Origin of the sequence: Lactococcus sp. bn62 (assembly GCF_029492705.2) — a bacterium.
GTDB lineage: Bacteria > Bacillota > Bacilli > Lactobacillales > Streptococcaceae > Lactococcus > Lactococcus petauri.
Map to the genome: position 1 here is coordinate 488554 of NZ_CP120417.1, position 17649 is coordinate 506202.

General features: G+C 39.6%; 14 protein-coding genes. 13 read left to right on the forward strand and 1 reads right to left on the reverse strand.

The features are described from left to right. The first annotated feature begins 41 nt into the window (after window positions 1-41). The 11 genes from mltG (at window position 42) to P3G65_RS02830 (ending at window position 15843) form a co-directional block, all read left to right on the forward strand. Window positions 42-1757, forward strand: coding sequence for an endolytic transglycosylase MltG (gene mltG, locus P3G65_RS02780; protein ID WP_019335936.1), 1716 nt, complete (start codon window positions 42-44; stop codon window positions 1755-1757). A 24-nt stretch (window positions 1758-1781) separates the two neighbouring features. Further along, window positions 1782-2255 (forward strand): transcription elongation factor GreA, encoded by a 474-nt coding sequence (gene greA / locus P3G65_RS02785; protein WP_019292667.1) that lies wholly within the window; start codon window positions 1782-1784, stop codon window positions 2253-2255. A 119-nt stretch (window positions 2256-2374) separates the two neighbouring features. Then, the gene (locus P3G65_RS02790) at window positions 2375-2827 is read left to right on the forward strand and encodes a CtsR family transcriptional regulator (protein WP_019292666.1); all 453 of its coding nucleotides are present in this window, start codon (window positions 2375-2377) and stop codon (window positions 2825-2827) included. After that, entirely contained in the window at window positions 2817-5267 is a 2451-nt protein-coding gene (locus P3G65_RS02795) for an ATP-dependent Clp protease ATP-binding subunit (protein ID WP_029343521.1), read from the forward strand. The genes P3G65_RS02790 and P3G65_RS02795 overlap by 11 nt, the downstream gene beginning before the upstream one ends. A gap of 122 nt (window positions 5268-5389) precedes the next feature. Continuing rightward, window positions 5390-5947: a ribosome hibernation-promoting factor, HPF/YfiA family gene (hpf, locus tag P3G65_RS02800; protein WP_003134010.1), complete on the forward strand. Its 558-nt coding sequence runs from the start codon at window positions 5390-5392 to the stop codon at window positions 5945-5947. Between the two features lie 247 nt (window positions 5948-6194). Beyond that, window positions 6195-8528 carry a formate C-acetyltransferase gene (gene pflB / locus P3G65_RS02805; RefSeq protein WP_019292664.1) on the forward strand — a complete coding sequence of 778 codons (2334 nt, stop codon included), beginning with the start codon at window positions 6195-6197 and terminating at the stop codon, window positions 8526-8528. A 237-nt stretch (window positions 8529-8765) separates the two neighbouring features. After that, a complete protein-coding gene (gene coaE, locus P3G65_RS02810) occupies window positions 8766-9371 on the forward strand; it encodes a dephospho-CoA kinase (protein WP_019292663.1) in 606 nt (201 codons plus the stop codon). 46 nt (window positions 9372-9417) lie between these two features. After that, complete coding sequence (locus P3G65_RS02815; RefSeq protein WP_195917663.1) at window positions 9418-10608, forward strand: multidrug efflux MFS transporter; 1191 nt, start codon at window positions 9418-9420, stop codon at window positions 10606-10608. After that, a complete protein-coding gene (gene rpmG, locus P3G65_RS02820) occupies window positions 10605-10751 on the forward strand; it encodes a 50S ribosomal protein L33 (protein ID WP_014024306.1) in 147 nt (48 codons plus the stop codon). The genes P3G65_RS02815 and rpmG overlap by 4 nt, the downstream gene beginning before the upstream one ends. 132 nt (window positions 10752-10883) lie before the next feature. Beyond that, the gene (locus tag P3G65_RS02825) at window positions 10884-12107 is read left to right on the forward strand and encodes an FtsW/RodA/SpoVE family cell cycle protein (RefSeq protein WP_019294148.1); all 1224 of its coding nucleotides are present in this window, start codon (window positions 10884-10886) and stop codon (window positions 12105-12107) included. A 316-nt stretch (window positions 12108-12423) separates the two neighbouring features. After that, window positions 12424-15843 carry a pyruvate carboxylase gene (locus tag P3G65_RS02830; protein WP_019292660.1) on the forward strand — a complete coding sequence of 1140 codons (3420 nt, stop codon included), beginning with the start codon at window positions 12424-12426 and terminating at the stop codon, window positions 15841-15843. A gap of 45 nt (window positions 15844-15888) precedes the next feature. Here the strand turns inward: P3G65_RS02830 and P3G65_RS02835 are convergent, their stop codons facing one another. After that, complete coding sequence (locus tag P3G65_RS02835) at window positions 15889-16488, reverse strand: ATP-dependent Clp protease proteolytic subunit (RefSeq protein ID WP_003134020.1); 600 nt, start codon at window positions 16486-16488, stop codon at window positions 15889-15891. A gap of 179 nt (window positions 16489-16667) precedes the next feature. Between P3G65_RS02835 and P3G65_RS02840 the strand changes: the two genes are divergently transcribed. Further along, on the forward strand, window positions 16668-17045 hold the full coding sequence (locus P3G65_RS02840; protein WP_019292659.1) for a VOC family protein: 378 nt from the start codon (window positions 16668-16670) through the stop codon (window positions 17043-17045). A gap of 59 nt (window positions 17046-17104) precedes the next feature. After that, window positions 17105-17635: a hypothetical protein gene (locus P3G65_RS02845; protein WP_019292658.1), complete on the forward strand. Its 531-nt coding sequence runs from the start codon at window positions 17105-17107 to the stop codon at window positions 17633-17635. Window positions 17636-17649: the final 14 nt, after the last annotated feature.

Consider the following 17649-nt stretch of genomic DNA (forward strand, 5'->3'; position numbering starts at 1 on the left):
CTATTTAAAAAAAGAGGGTGGCGTGATAAGGAGGATTAACCTTGGTAGAAAAAGATACGGAGAAGTTTTCGAGAGAAAGTTTCAAAGATAAAATCTTGCGTGAACTTGAAGAAGGAAATCGAGCCAACACGGATGGGACTTTTGAAAACTATGCCCGTGAATCCAACAAAGAACTTTCTTCAACCCCGAGTAGACATACTCGGCGAGAACGTGCTGATTTTTCGGATATTCAACGTCCAACACCATTTAAGTTGACAGAAGAACTGGAAAATCCAGAAGTAGAGGAACAAGCTAAAATTTCCGAAGATGTAGAATTTCCTGAAAAAGCTGTTTCTGATCAAGTGGAAACAGAAGCATCAGCACATGAAGAACGTCCAGACTTTGCAAGTGTTCGCGAGCAAATGCTCCAAGCGAGCCAAGGACAAAGTTATTCACGACTTAGACGCAAGACAAAAGAGTCTGATAAAGAAGTTGTTGATGAATATGAGCGACCTGAAGCACAAGCAAGTGATGCTGCAGAGTCTCTTGCCGAAGAGACGACTCACAGACAAAGAAGTCGTCGTGCAGCAGTAAAATCGGATGCGGAAGCTGAAGAAATGCAGCCCAAGTCGAAAGCGAAAAAATCGAAGAAGAAAGTTTCTTCTGGAAAGATTATTGCTGTTATCGTAGCTGTTTTAATTCTGGCTGCGGCAGGGACTGGTTTTTACGGTTATAATTTCATCAAAGAAGGTGTACAACCGCTCAATACTGCAAATACAACCAAACGCGCCATTAACATTCCAGCGGGAGCAAGCAGTAAACAAATCGGAGATATCTTACAACGAGAAGGTATTATCAAAAATGGTATGGTTTTCCAATACTATACTAAATTTAAAAATTTCAGTGGCTTTAAGAGCGGCTACTACAACTTGGCGCCTAGCATGAACTTGTCGGATATTGCAAGTCTTTTGGAGCAAGGAGGAACCGAACATCCTGTGGAACCAACTCTGGGCAAAATTTTGATTCCTGAAGGTTATACATTGGAACAAATTGCTCAAGCTGTTACAGTGAATTCTGCGGATAAAGATGAAAAAACACCTTTTACTAAAGATGAGTTTATGAAGACTGTACAGGATCAAGCGTTCATCGAAAAAATGAAAGAGAAGTTTCCAAAACTTCTTGCAAGCTTACCAAGTAAAGACAGTGGTGTGAAGTATCAACTTGAAGGTTACCTCTTCCCAGCAACTTATGAGTATACGAAAAAGACAACTGTTGAAAGCTTAATTGAGACCATGCTTTCAACAACTAATACACAGCTGGAACCTTTGTATGAACAAATACAAGCGAACGGACTTACGGTCAATGAAACCTTGAGTTTGGCTGCCATTGTCGAAAAAGAAGCGAATAGCGATGATGATCGCCGTAACGTTGCACAGGTCTTCTTTAACCGTAAAGATTTAGGGATGACGATGGATTCTAATACAGGAATCTTTTATGCTGAAGGTAAGCTAGGTAAGGATACGTCGCTTGATCAGCAAGCTGCAATTAATACACAATTAGACTCACCTTTCAATACTTACTTGTATCCAGGTTTTGGTCCTGGACCAATCGTAAGTCCAAGCTTGTCGTCAATCAAAGCAGTGCTTAACCCGACTGCGAATGATTATCTTTATTTCGTAGCAGACGTTGAAGGTAAGATTTACTTTGCGCAAACACTTGAAGAACAAAACATCAATGTTCAAAAGTATGTCAATGATGCGATTGCGTCGGGTAATTAATTAGAAATTTAAAAAGGATAAAAAATGGTAGAAAAAACTTTCCCCATGACCAAAGAAGGTCTGGAAAAATTAGAACAAGAATTAGATAACCTTAAATTGGTTAAACGCCCTGAAGTTATTGAACGCATCAAAATTGCACGTAGCTACGGTGACCTTTCAGAAAACTCAGAATACGAAGCAGCAAAAGATGAACAAGCCTTTATTGAAGGTCGTATCTCAACTGTGGAAACAATGATTCGTTATGCTGAAATCGTAGACAATGCTAATATTGACAAAAATGAAGTTGCTCTTGGTAAATCAGTTGTTTTCCAAGAAGTTGGAGATGACGAAGAAGAAGAGTACGAAATCGTCGGTACTGCTGAAGCAGATCCATTTTCAGGCAAAATTTCAAATGAATCTCCAATCGCTCAAGCCTTGATTGGCCGTAAAGTTGGCGATGTTGTGAAAATTCCGTTGCCTATGGGTGAAATCGAAGTTAAGATTGTTGATGTCAAATAAAATAAAAAAATCTGCTTTTAGCGGATTTTTTTATTTTAGAGACGTTTCAGCCACTATTTTTGGTAAAAAATTAAAATTTTCGATATAATAGTCAATAAAGGTCAAAGATTGGAGGTTCTATGTCTGCCCAAAATACTTCAGATATTATCGAAGCTTATTTGCGAAAACTGCTAGAAGAGGCACGTGAGATTGAGATTAAACGTGCAGATTTAGCCAGTCAATTTGACGTGGTTCCTTCGCAAATTAACTATGTGATTAAAACCCGTTTCACCCCATCTAAAGGCTTTGATGTTGAGTCGAAGCGTGGTGGTGGCGGCTATATCAAAATATTCAAATACCATTATTCGGCAAAGCATGAATTCTTGCTTGATTTAGCACAGAAGTTGCCTGCCAACTTGACCGAAAGTATGGCACAAGATGTCTTGCAACTTTTATTTGATGAAAACATTTTGACTGAACGAGAAGGAAATCTTCTCCTTTTGCTTTTAGCTGATAGTGATATTTCTAACAGTTGTCGAGCACAAATGATGATAAAAATACTACAGAGATTGGATCGTGATGATGAAATTTAATGAAAAGGACTTTACACCACAAGTCGTAAAAGTGCTTGAGAAGTCTGTCGACTATGCGCACAAGTTTAACTACGCGTGGGTTGAAAGCTCGCACCTATTGGCTGCCTTGGCTGAGGTCCCGGCTTCATTGGCATTTACGCTACTTAATTCAGAAAAGATTGATTTGGAAGAAATGTTAATCGACATCGAAGATTTTTCAAGTCAAGTGAAGACAAAAAAATCAGAAATAAAGCTTAGTCCAAGAGTCGAAACGATTATTGAGCAAGCACGAGCACTAGCTCAAAATAATGATAAAAACCGCATCGGAACCGAGCATCTCTTATATATGCTGTTGGCAAATGAAGCCAGCTTTGCAGGACAACTTTTACGTGAGCAAGACATCAATATCGTTAACCTCCGCAAAAAGCTAGAGCAAAAAGCATATCTACGTGTACCAGAGCGCCGTAAAGCGGTGACACCAGCTTCGAAAAGAAACCTGTCGGGGAAAGTGTCCGAAACAACGACGACACCTACTTTAGACACGGTATCAACAGATTTGACAAAAGCAGCCCGTGAAGGCAAGCTTGATCCCATGATTGGAAGAGAGCGTGAAGTTGAACGTCTTATCCACATTTTGAGCCGGCGAACAAAAAATAATCCCGTTCTTGTTGGTGAGCCAGGTGTTGGTAAGTCAGCGATTATTGAAGGCTTTGCGACACGTGTGGCTGCAGGAAATGTTCCTGTAGGTTTACGTGGTAGCCGCATTATGGCTTTAAATATGGCGATGGTCGTAGCGGGGACAAAATTCCGTGGTGAATTTGAAGATCGTTTAACGGCTATTGTTGATGAAGTGACACACGATAAAGATGTTATCGTCTTTATCGATGAACTGCATACAATCATTGGGGCTGGTGGCGGCATGGACTCGGTCAACGATGCCTCAAACATTTTAAAACCAGCATTAGCACGGGGCGAGTTCCAACTCATCGGTGCTACCACTTATCAAGAATATCAAAAATATATTGAAAAAGATGAAGCCCTAGAACGCCGTTTTGCCCGTGTCAATGTCGAAGAACCCTCAGAAGAGGAAACGGTTGCGATTTTACAAGGTTTGAAAGAAAAATTTGAGGCTTACCATATAGTCAAATTTGAAGAAGGGGCTTTGGAGCGTGCTGTCAGCTTGAGTAATCGCTATATGCCTAGTCGTCGTCTCCCAGACAAAGCTATTGATCTTCTTGATGAAGCAGCAGCCAAAGTTAAAATCACGAGTAAAACAAATTATACCAAGTTAGACGAGTTAAAAGCAGAATTAAAAGCGGAAGAACTGAGATTACAAAAAGCAGTTGTTGCTCTTGATATTGTTGAAGCGCAAGGGATTGAAAAAGATATTGAAAAATTAACGCACAAGATTGATAATTTTACAGTATCGGAAAATGATAATCCTTTGGTGGAGGAAAGCGATGTTTATGCTGTCGTTTCTAACCTTACAGGAATCCCACTCCAACAGATGACGAAGACAGAAAGTGAACGTCTGATTAACTTAGAAAAAGAGTTACATAAACGTGTGGTTGGACAGGAAGAAGCGATTTCTGCTGTTTCTCGTGCCATTAGACGTGCACGTTCAGGGATTGCCGATACGAGACGTCCTTTGGGCTCATTTATGTTCCTTGGTCCGACAGGAGTTGGGAAGACAGAGCTTGCTAAGGCTTTAGCGGAAAGTGTTTTTGGCAGTGAAGAAAATATGATTCGTGTAGACATGAGTGAATTTATGGAAAAATTCTCGACATCGCGTCTTATCGGAGCACCTCCTGGATATGTAGGTTACGATGAAGGTGGGCAATTGACAGAGCAAGTCCGTAATAAGCCTTATTCTGTTATTCTCCTTGATGAAGTCGAAAAGGCCCACCCTGATATTTTCAATATCATGTTACAAATTTTGGATGATGGTTTCGTTACAGATACCAAAGGACGTAAAGTTGATTTCAGAAATACGATCATCATTATGACATCTAACTTGGGTGCAACGGCTATTCGTGATGATAAAACGGTTGGTTTTGGGGCTAAATCAATTTCAACGGATTATCCAGCTATGAAAGCAAGAATCATGGAAGAGCTGAAGAAACAGTACCGTCCAGAATTTCTCAATCGTATCGATGAAACTATCGTTTTCCATTCACTGACAGAAAAAGAGATTGAACAAGTCGTGAAAATCATGAGTAAATCTCTTGTATCGCGTTTGAAAGATCAAAATATCAAAGTAAAATTTACACCTGCTGCTTTGAAAGTTATTGCTGATAAAGGATTTGATCCTGAATACGGTGCCCGCCCATTGCGTAAAGCTCTGCAACGTGAGGTTGAAGACACGCTCAGTGAACAATTGCTTGCCGGCGAAATTCATCCAGGGGATACGATTTCGATTGGTTCTTCTAATAAAAAGATTAGAATAAGTGTTATTGATTGACTTGTAAGCGATTATATATTATAATTAAATTAGAAATAAAGAAAGGACGGTTCTTAAAACTTGACTGTCCAGCGCCTGCAAAACAGTGAAGGTTCAATACAAGAGCCGTTAAGGTAGACTCTATGATCAAATATAATATCCGTGGTGAAAATTTTGAGTTAACAGATTCAATCCGCTCATATGTTGAAGATAAGGTTGGAAAACTTGAAAAATACTTTAACGATGGTCATGAAGTAACAGCCTATGTAAATCTTAAAGTTTACTCCGACAAACGTTACAAAGCAGAAGTTACAGTTCCTGCTAAAAATGTAACTTTGCGTGCAGAAGATACAGCAGCTGACATGTATGCAGCTATTGACTTTGTTGAAGAAAAACTAGAACGTCAAATTCGCAAGTATAAAACACGTGTAAACCGTAAATCTAAGATTAATGTTCCTACCGGACAAGCTTTCGGAGACGAGTTTGCACCACTTGATGAAGCTGAAGAAGTAAATGAAGATCAAGTAAAGATTGTTCGTACAAAACATGTTTCCTTGAAACCAATGGATGCTGAAGAAGCAGTCCTTCAAATGGACATGTTAGGACATGATTTCTATATCTTTACAGATGCAGATACAGACAGTACTAATGTCGTTTACCGCCGTGAAGATGGCAACATTGGTTTAATCGAAACCAAATAAGATTTAAGTACAGAAACTGTATCAAGAAAAAAGTCAAGCAAAAAAGCTTGGCTTTTTTTGTTATCTCTGTACTTCTGTGACATTTTGCATCTGTAATCGTTTACCATAAATATAACAGTTTAACTTAAAATTCAAACTGTACTAGTAAAGAAAGTGCAAACATTCCCATATATCCCTTGAAATTAGTAAACTGTATGATATAATAAAAGCGTAATCTGAAACAGAAAGACCAAAGGAGATTTTCTACATGAAAACAGAAACTAAAGAAATCTTTGAGCAAGCCTGGGAAGGTTTCAAAGGATCAGACTGGCAAGATAAAGCAAGCGTTACGCGCTTTGTTCAAGCCAACTACAAACCTTATGATGGAGACGAAAGTTTCCTCGAAGGACCAACAGAACGTACGCTTAAAGTAAAAGATATTATCGAAACAACAAAAGCGCACTATGAAGAAGTAGGATTCCCATTCGATACTGATCGTGTGACTTCTATTCACAAAATTCCTGCTGGTTACATCGATCCTGAAAACAAAGATCTCGAATTAATCTACGGTATGCAAAACAGTGAACTTTTCCGTTTGAACTTCATGCCAAAAGGTGGTCTTCGTGTAGCAGAAAAAATCTTGACAGAACACGGACTCAGCGTTGATCCTGAATTGCACGAAGTGTTGGATACAACAATGACTTCTGTAAATGATGGTATCTTCCGTGCTTATACATCAGCTATCCGTAAAGCACGTCACGCACACACAGTAACTGGTTTGCCAGATGCTTATTCACGTGGACGTATCATCGGTGTTTACGCACGTCTTGCACTTTACGGTGCAGACTACTTGATGAAAGAAAAAGCACGCGAATGGGATGCAATCACTGAAATCACAGAAGAAACTATCCGTCTTAAAGAAGAAATCAATATGCAATACCAAGCACTTGATCAAGTTGCTAAATTTGGTGATCTTTATGGACTTGACGTTCGTCGCCCAGCCCTGAACACTAAAGAAGCTATCCAATGGATCAACATTGCTTACATGGCTGTATGTCGTGTTATCAATGGTGCGGCTACATCACTTGGACGTGTGCCAATCGTTCTTGATATCTTTGCTGAACGTGACCTTGAACGTGGTACTTTCACTGAACAAGAAATTCAAGAATTCGTTGATGATTTCGTATTGAAACTTCGTACAATGAAATTCGCGCGTGCTGCTGCTTATGATGAACTTTACTCTGGTGACCCAACATTCATCACAACATCAATGGCAGGTATGGGTAATGACGGTCGTCACCGTGTTACAAAAATGGACTACCGTTTCCTTAACACATTGGATACAATCGGTAACGCTCCAGAACCAAACTTGACAGTACTTTGGTCTGATAAATTACCGCATGCCTTCAAACGTTATGCAATGTCAATGTCTCATAAACACTCTTCTATTCAATATGAAGGTGTAGAAACAATGGCTAAAGAAGGCTACGGCGAAATGTCTTGTATCTCATGTTGTGTATCACCACTTGACCCAGAAAATGAAAACGAACGTCACAACCTCCAATACTTCGGAGCGCGTGTTAACGTTCTGAAAGCGATGCTTACTGGTTTGAACGGTGGATATGACGATGTTCATAAAGACTACAAAGTGTTCGACATCGAACCTGTAACTGACGAAATTCTTGACTATGATACAGTTATGGAAAACTTTGACAAATCATTGACTTGGTTGACTGATACTTATGTGGATGCAATGAACATCATCCACTATATGACTGATAAATACAACTATGAAGCTGTACAAATGGCCTTCTTGCCAACACGTGTTCGTGCGAACATGGGCTTCGGTATCTGTGGTTTCGCCAATACAGTTGACTCACTTTCAGCAATCAAATATGCGAAAGTTAAAACTATTCGTGATGAAAACGGCTACATCTATGACTACGAAGTTGAAGGCGACTTCCCACGTTACGGTGAAGATGATGACCGTGTAGACGATATCGCTAAACTTTTGATGAAGATGTACTACGAAAAACTCGCTTCACACAAACTTTACAAAAATGCTGAAGCTACAGTTTCACTCTTGACAATCACTTCAAACGTGGCTTACTCTAAACAAACAGGTAACTCACCAGTTCATAAAGGTGTATTCCTCAATGAAGATGGTTCAGTGAACAAATCTAAAGTAGAATTCTTCTCACCGGGTGCTAACCCATCAAACAAAGCGCGCGGTGGATGGCTCCAAAACTTGAACTCTTTGGCGAAACTTGAATTTGCTCATGCAAATGACGGTATCTCATTGACAACTCAAGTTTCTCCACGTGCACTTGGTAAAACACGTGACGAACAAGTAGATAACTTGGTTCAAATCCTTGACGGTTACTTCGGACAAGGTGGACAACACGTTAACCTTAACGTTATGGACCTTAAAGATGTTTACAGCAAAATTATGGCTGGTGAAGACGTTATCGTACGTATCTCTGGTTACTGTGTAAACACTAAATACCTCACACCAGAACAAAAACAAGAATTGACTGAACGTGTGTTCCACGAAGTTCTTTCACAAGATGATGATGAAGTAATGCACACATCAAACATTTAATATCTATTGAAATGTAGAAACAATCTCTCCTTTGGGAAGGTTGTTTTTTGCTTATTTATATAAATTAAGCAAATTCTGTTTTTTTTTAACGATAATACTTACTTTCTGCAGTGGAAGAGGTAGTGAATGGACAATTACAACAGTCCGAAGCCCTTTCTGGACTGGAAAAATATCGTTTTTGCTTCATGGGGGCGTAATTACTGAATATCGTATCATGAGTTGTGCTATAATAAAGCTATGAAGAAAGTAATCGGTTTGACAGGTGGAATAGCTTCTGGGAAATCAACGGCGGTTGATTTTTTGCGTTCTCAGGGCTATCCGATCATTGATGCGGATCAAGTGGTTCGTGAATTACAAGCCCCAGGTGGCTCCTTATATCAGTCGATTCTACAAGAATTTGGCCCTGCCTACTTTGATGAGAAAGGACTTTTGGTTCGGCGAAAGTTGGGCGACTTAATTTTCTCAAATGATGAAGCGCGAGAAAAACTAGCTTTGCTCCAAAATCATATTATTCGCCAAGAACTCTATAAGAGACGTGAAGCACTTTTGAAGGATGATAAGGTTCAAAAGGCCATAATTATGGATATTCCCTTACTCATCGAACAGGCTTATGATGGTTTTGATGAAATATGGTTAGTCGCTGTTCCAGAAAGCATCCAAATTGAGCGTATCATGAGTCGGGATAATATGACAAAAGAAGAGGCAGAAGCGCGTATCAAAGCTCAAATGCCTTTGTCAGAAAAGAAGAAGTATGCCACACGTATTATTGACAGTTCAGGAACAATTCCTGAAACTTATGAAAAAATCACAGAACTGTTAAAAGCAGTAGAAAAGAGGGATTAAAACGAGTAAATCAACAAAAAACAGAAAAGTTAATTGGAAACAAAATTTGTGGATCACATGGATTGGCTGTTTTATTGTGGGCTCATCTTTTTCACTGGTGATGCCATTTTTGCCCCTTTATATTCAAAGCCTAGGAGTGACAGGTTCTAATGTAGAGCTGTTTTCTGGTATTGCTTTTGCTTCGACAGCTTTGGTCTCAGGCTTAGTTGCTCCTATGTGGGGAAAATTAGCGGACAAATACGGCCGGAAACCCATGATGGTCAGAGCTTCTTTTGCCATGACCTTTACCATGTCTGCGATTGCTTTTTCTCATCATATGGGTGGCTATTGGTGGCTCTTGCTCATGCGCAGTCTTATGGGCTTCTTTTCAGGATTTATTCCCAACTCGACAGCAATGATCGCTTCTCAAGCACCGAAAGAACGTTCAGGTTATGCCCTGGGCGTCTTATCCACTGCAATGATTACGGGAACTTTGATTGGCCCTTCTATCGGTGGTTTATTGGCACAATGGTTTGGGATGGCGAATGTCTTCCTTATCGTTGGGAGTCTGCTAGCTCTTGCAACAATTCTGACTGTCTTTTTTGTTCATGAAAACTTTGAACCTGTAACGAAAGATGATATGTTATCTACAAAGGAAATTGTCAATCGTGTAAGTAACAAGCATATCCTTTTTGGCTTACTTATTACCAGCTTCATTATCCAAGTCACCACACAATCAATAGAACCATTTGTGACCCTTTACATCAAAACATTGACTACAAATACAAATAACTTAATGTTTATCTCAGGTCTTATTGTATCTGCAGTTGGCTTATCTGCAATGATGTCTTCTAGTACATTGGGTAAATTAGGAGACAAATATGGCGCACATCGACTGATTTTAATCGGTTTAGCTTTTAGTTTCGCTATGTATTTACCGATGGCTTTTGTAGAAACCCCTCTTCAATTAGGAATCTTAAGATTTATGCTGGGGTTCGGCACGGGTGCTCTGATGCCTTCCGTCAATTCCCTTTTGGCTAAAATCACCCCTAAGGAAGGTGTGTCACGGATCTTCGCCTATAACCAAATGTTTTCTAACTTTGGTGTTGTTGTAGGTCCGATCGTTGGATCAGCAATTGCAGGTTGGGTTTCCTATCGGATGGCGTTTATTGTGACAAGTCTTTTCGTAGTTGTTAATTTCTTTTGGTCCTTGGCTAATTTCCGGAAATATTTAAGAAAACGGAGCATCATAGAATGAGAGTGAAAATAACTTTAGCTTGCACAAGTTGTAAGAGTAAAAATTATATTAGCAGTAAGAATAAAAGCAGCAACCCTGATAAAGTCGAAACGATGAAGTTTTGTCCAAAAGAGCGCATGGTTACATTACACCGAGAAGTTTAAGTGCTATGAAGTATTTTTCATTCTAGAAAAACCATTTATTTTTAAAATAATTGCACATCTGTAAAAATGAAACTGAAAAAATGGTATAATAAAAAATGTTAAAAAATAATAGAAATGAAATGATAACATAAAATGAATGATGGATTGAAGAAAGCAAACTTCCTGAACTATTCTATTTTGATTCCCTACCTGATAATGTCAGCTGTAGGTATCGTGATGGTTTTTTCAGCAACAGTCCCATATCAGCTGGCGAAGGGACTTTCACCTTATAAAATGGCAATCAACCAAGGCGCGTTCATGTTGCTGAGTTTTGTTGCTATTGCAGTGATTTATCGGATGAAACTCCGAGCTCTTAAGAGTAAAAAAATGATTGGCTGGGTTTTATTTCTTTTGATCTCAGCCATGATTTATTCGCGTGTCGGTCCAAATACTTCTGCAAATGGCGCACACGGCTGGATTCCCATCCCAGGTGTGGGAACGATTCAACCTGCTGAATATGCAAAATTTTTCGTTGTGTGGTATCTGGCTTCTGTCTTTTCCGAAAAGCAGGATGAAATATATGAAAAAGATATCGCAGCAATTTTCAAAGGGAAAACCATTTGGCAAAAACTATTTGGTGGATGGCGCTCTGCGATTCTCGTAATGTTAGGGATTTTGGTTATCATGCCAGACTTGGGTAATGCTTCTATTATGGCGATGATTACAGGAGTAATGATTGCTTCGAGTGGAATCTCTTGGCGTTGGTTTAGTGGCTATGGCAAGATAATTTTGGGAGCTATGGTTGCCTTTATTGCCTACCTTTATGCCGTAGGTGGCGATGTTATCCCGGGACACTATGTCAATGCACGTTTTAAGGCAATGGTTAATCCTTTCGGAGGCTTGTCAACATATGGTCACCAAATGGCCAACTCCTATTACGCCGTAAGTAATGGCGGATGGTTTGGTCGTGGACTCGGAAACTCTATTGAGAAAAACGGTTTTCTACCTGAAGCGCACACGGACTTTATCTTCTCGATTGTCATTGAGGAGCTGGGTCTAATCGGAGGGATTCTTGTTCTCGGCGTATTGTTCTTTATGATTGTTCGTATCTTAATGGTCGGTATCCGTGCAAAAAGTGCGTTTAATTCGATGATCTGTATCGGTATTGGTTCTACCCTTTTGATTTCAGTATTTATCAATATTGGGGGAGCCTTTGGAATTATTCCGGAAACAGGGGTAACATTCCCATTCCTATCGCAAGGAGGATCATCATTCCTTGTGTTGTCTTTGGGGATTGCTTTCGTACTCAACATTTCGGCAGATGAAAAACGTAGAGAAGTCAGAGAGCTTTCAAGTACATATGCTAGAAATGTTTAATATTAAATGCTAAAGTTAAGAAAAAGCTAATCAAATTAGCTTTTTTTATAAAGTTTGTATGTTGTGAAAATTCATAATTTGGTTGCTGATGCTTTCTAATACTCAATGCCTCTATCTTGCTAAAGCAAGAAGAGCCAAACGCAAACTCTTATGGAGATTTGCTAGAGTCTTACTACTTCCTTCGCAAAAAATGTTTTTACTGCGTCAGGTCGTAATACTCATGCCTCTATCTTGCTAAAGCAAGAAGGAAATTGAATTATAAGGTATCGTCAACCATATTACACAACATATTTAGGAAATAAAGATAGGGGATTGTATGAAAAAACTGCTCGTTGCCAACCGTGGTGAAATTGCCATTCGTGTTTTTCGTGCCTGTAATGAACTGGGTTTGTCCACTGTAGCCATCTATGCAAAAGAAGATGAGTACTCGGTACACCGTTTCAAAGCAGACGAAGCATACTTAGTCGGACAAGGTAAAAAACCGATAGATGCTTACCTTGATGCGGATGATATTATTCGTATTGCTCTAGATGCAGGAGCAGATGCAATTCACCCAGGATATGGTTTACTTTCTGAAAACTTAGAATTTGCGACTAAGGTCCGTGAAGCTGGCTTAGTTTTTGTAGGGCCAGATTTAGAACATTTGGATATTTTTGGCGACAAGATTAAAGCCAAGAAAGCAGCGGATTTAGCGCAAATTCAGGGTATACCAGGAACTGATGGCGCTGTTGACTTAGATGGGGCTCTTGCCTTTGCTGAAACATACGGTTATCCTGTCATGATAAAAGCAGCACTCGGTGGTGGTGGACGTGGAATGCGTGTTGCTCGCAATGACGAAGAGATGCGTGACGGTTATGCGCGTGCCAAGTCTGAAGCACAAACAGCTTTTGGTTCAGCAGAAATTTACGTTGAAAAATATATTGAAAATCCAAAACATATCGAAGTACAGATTTTGGGAGATACACATGGCAATATTGTTCATCTTCATGAGCGAGATTGTTCTGTGCAACGCCGTAATCAAAAAGTCATCGAAATTGCACCAGCTGTAGGCTTAGAACCAGAATTTAGAAATGAAATCTGTCAAGCAGCTGTCCAACTTTGCCAAGCTGTGGGTTATGTTAATGCAGGGACAGTTGAGTTTTTAGTTAAAGATAACCAATTTTACTTTATTGAAGTTAACCCACGGGTCCAAGTAGAACATACGATTACGGAGATGATTACTGGTGTAGATATTGTTACAGCACAAATTCTTATTGCTCAAGGCCAGGATTTGCATCAAGATATCAAAATTCCTGCACAGGATGAAATTCCATGTCTAGGTGCAGCCATCCAGTGCCGTATCACGACTGAAGATCCCGAAAATAATTTCCTTCCAGATACAGGAAAAATTAACACATACCGCTCACCAGGCGGATTTGGTGTACGTCTTGATGTAGGTAATGCTTATGCAGGATATGAAGTGACGCCTTATTTCGATAGTCTTTTAGTCAAGGTTTGTACTCATGCGACAGATTTTGAAGAGGCGGTGCATAAGATGCAGCGTGTCTTGCGTGAATTCCGCATTCGTGGGGTAAAAACGAATATTCCGTTTTTGGAAAACGTTATTGAGGACGAGCAGTTTACCAGTGGTCAAGCAACGACAACCTTTATTGACAATACACCGCAACTCTTCAAGTTTTCTCGCAAACGTAATCGCGGTACAAAAATCTTGAAATATATTTCGAATATTACCGTGAATGGATTCCCAGGAATTGACAAAACAGAGAAGCGTTATTTTGAACCTGCTCGTCAACCTGAAATTGAGCTTCTCCAGAAAACAACAACAAAGAATATCCTTGATCAAGAAGGTGCTGCAGCCGTAGTAGACTTTGTTAAAGGTTCACATGAAGTTTTGCTCACAGATACAACTTTTCGGGATGCACACCAAAGTCTTTTAGCCACACGCTTGCGTCTACAAGATATGAAGGGGATTGCAACCTCTGTAGATCAAGGTCTTTCTGACCTATTCTCTGTAGAGATGTGGGGCGGGGCAACTTTCGATGTCGCCTACCGTTTCTTAAATGAATCACCTTGGTATCGCTTAAGAAAATTGCGTGAACAGATGCCCAATACACTTTTCCAAATGCTGTTCCGCGGCTCAAATGCAGTAGGTTATCAAAATTATCCTGATAATGTTATTCAGGAGTTTATTCAAAAAGCAGCAGCTGAGGGAATCGATGTTTTCCGTATTTTTGACAGTCTTAACTGGCTGCCGCAAATGGAAAAATCTATCCAAACTGTACGTGACACGGGTAAAATTGCTGAAGCAACGATTTGTTATACTGGCGATATCTTAGATAAAACACGTCAAAAATATGACTTGAAGTATTATAAAGACCTAGCTAAAGAATTGGAAGCTAGCGGTGCTCATATTCTTGCAATTAAGGATATGGCTGGTCTTCTGAAGCCACAAGCTGCCTATGTACTGATAACAGCACTGAAAGAAACAGTTGATTTGCCGATTCATTTGCATACACATGATACGGCAGGTAATGGTATTATTACCTATTCAGGTGCGATTAAGGCAGGTGTAGATATCGTCGATGTGGCGACCGCATCACTTGCTGGTGGCACATCGCAGCCTTCTATGCAGTCACTCTATTATGCCTTGGAGCATGGTGGACGTCATGCGGCTTTGAATATTGCTAACGCGGAACAAATTGACCATTATTGGGAAGATACGCGTCGTTATTATGCACCTTTTGAAGCTGGAATTACGAGCCCGCAAACAGAAGTTTACAGACATGAGATGCCAGGGGGACAATATACCAATCTTAAAGCACAATCTGCTGCAGTTGGCTTAGATGCTCGTTTTGATGAAGTCAAAGCTATGTATAGCAAAGTGAACATGATGTTTGGTGACATTATTAAAGTGACTCCAAGTTCGAAAGTTGTGGGTGACATGGCACTCTTTATGGTGCAAAATGATCTCACAGAAGAAGATGTTTATGCAAAAGGCGCAGAATTAAACTTCCCAGAGTCAGTTGTTTCCTTCTTCCAAGGAGATTTAGGTCAACCTGTAGGTGGTTTCCCAGAGAAACTTCAATCGCTGGTTCTCAAAGGTAAACAAGCGTTAACAGATCGTCCCGGTCTTCACGCGCCAGCCGTTGACTTTGCACAAGTGGAAAAGGAACTCTCAGACATATTAGGTTACCCAGCTGAAGAACATGAAGTTTTAAGCTACATTATGTACCCACAAGTCTTCTTGGATTATCAAAAAATGCAAGATGCTTTTGGCTCAGTAACCTTGCTTGATACGGAAACCTTCCTCCATGGTATGCGTATGGGTGAGCAAATCGAGGTGCAGATTGAGAAAGGTAAAACTCTGATTATTCGTCTTGATGAGATTGGTGAGCCAGATGTTTTAGGAAATCGTGTGCTCTTCTTTAACCTTAATGGTCAAAGACGTGAAATTAGTGTAAATGATCAATCGATCAAAACACAAATTGTTGCGAAGCGTAAGGCTGACAGCACCGATCCACAACAAATTGGTGCAACCATGCCGGGATCTGTTTTGGATATCCTAGTGAAAAAAGGAGATCAGGTCAAAAAAGGACAAGCACTGATGGTTACAGAAGCAATGAAGATGGAGACGACCATCGAAGCACCGTTTGATGCTACGATTGAAGAAATTCATGCCGTAGCAGGAGAAGCGATTCAGACGAAAGATCTTCTTATCGAACTACGTGAGCAATAAAAGAAAAACGTTCAACTCTTAGGTTGAACGTTTTTTTGTTTTACTTTACTTTAAGCTGTTGGCTTCCATGATTTCGTCAATGAAACCATAATCCAATGTTTCTTGGGCTGTCATCCAGTTGTCACGTTCTGCATCAGCATGTACTTTTTCCATAGACTGACCAGAGTTTTCGGCCAAAATCTTTTCTAAAGTACGACGTGTTTTGAGCAAGTGTTCTGCTGCGATAGCCATATCGGTTTGTTGTGTACCACCACCAGTACCGCCCATAGGTTGGTGGATCATGTATTCAGCATGCGGCAACATGAAACGTTTGCCTTTTGTACCACTAGAAGCAATGATTGTACCCATAGATGCAGCAATACCCATAACAATTGTTTGAACGTCAGATTTGATGAAGTTCATAGTATCAACAATTGCAAGTCCAGCAGAAACAGAACCACCAGGTGTGTTAATGTAGAGGTAAATATCCTTTGTGCTGTCTTGGGCATCCAAGAAGAGGAGTTGTGCGATGATTGAGTTGGCCATACCATCCTCAACTTGGCCTGTCAACATGATGATACGGTCTTTCAGTAGACGGCTATAAATGTCATATGCGCGTTCACCACGGCTTGATTGCTCGATGACAGTAGGTACTAAATATCCCATAGATAAGTCTCCTTTTTCAATGTTTTATTCTATTATAAATCAAAGGTCAAAAAAGGTCAAAAAATAAGTACGATTAAAAAGGAGGAAATGAAGATATCTTTTCAAAAGTAAAATGTTTCAAAGAAAGGAACACTTTTATCTGTCGGAGTATATTATAATAGAGTCAAGGAGATAAAAAGATGAAAGTTGAACATATCGGAATTTGGGTAAGAGACTTAGGGAAGATGAGGCATTTTTATGAAACCTTTTTTTCTGCAAGGGCGGGTCAGCAATATCACAACTCTAAAACAGGCTTTACTTCATATTTTATGAGTTTTGAAGAAGGGGCACGTGTAGAGCTCATGCATCGTGCAGATATTGAAAAGATAATGCCTGAAGGTCTGGGTTTTGCTCATCTTGCTTTACAGGTGGGAGATGAAGCCGAGGTAGACAAGCGGGCTCAAGAATTTTTAGAACAAGGTTTTGAAGTTTTATCTGGACCACGGAGAACTGGCGATGGCTATTATGAAGCCGTTATTCTCGATCCTGAGGGAAATAAGATCGAAATAACAGCTTAGCTATATAAATTCTGGAGAAATGAGTTTTAAAACATTAGTCATTTTGTTATAATAATAGTATGAATTCAGAACTTATTATTTCTATGATTATTGCTATGATTGCGGGTGCTTGGCTTTTTATTGCGGGCATGTATATCTACAAACGTTTTGACGAAAATCGCTATAAGAAGCGCTTAGCCATTGAGAAACTCTTACGCGAAATTGAAGTCAGAAACACCTTGAATCAAAAAATTATCGAAATCTTGAACCGTCCGATTATTGGAGATGATGAAGAAATCGTTAATCCCCGTAGTGATGTAAAAGTGCCGTTTTACGACTATAATTTTTTGAAAAATTATACTTCAATGTATAATTTGTACATCCCCGCTTATTTCTTAAGTACTTTCTTTAAAAATCTATCCCACCATTTGGCTGTTTTCGAAGATGAACAAGATTTGAAAAATGGCGGCTATATTTTCAAAGAAGCACGTCCTATTTTTGAAAATTTTTCGGTCGAAATTACGGAAGATATTGAGAATAAGAAAAAAGAACTGGAAGAAGCAAAGAACATTTATCCATCTATGTTAAAACGCCAGTATTATAACATTTAAATACTTTTTTTAAT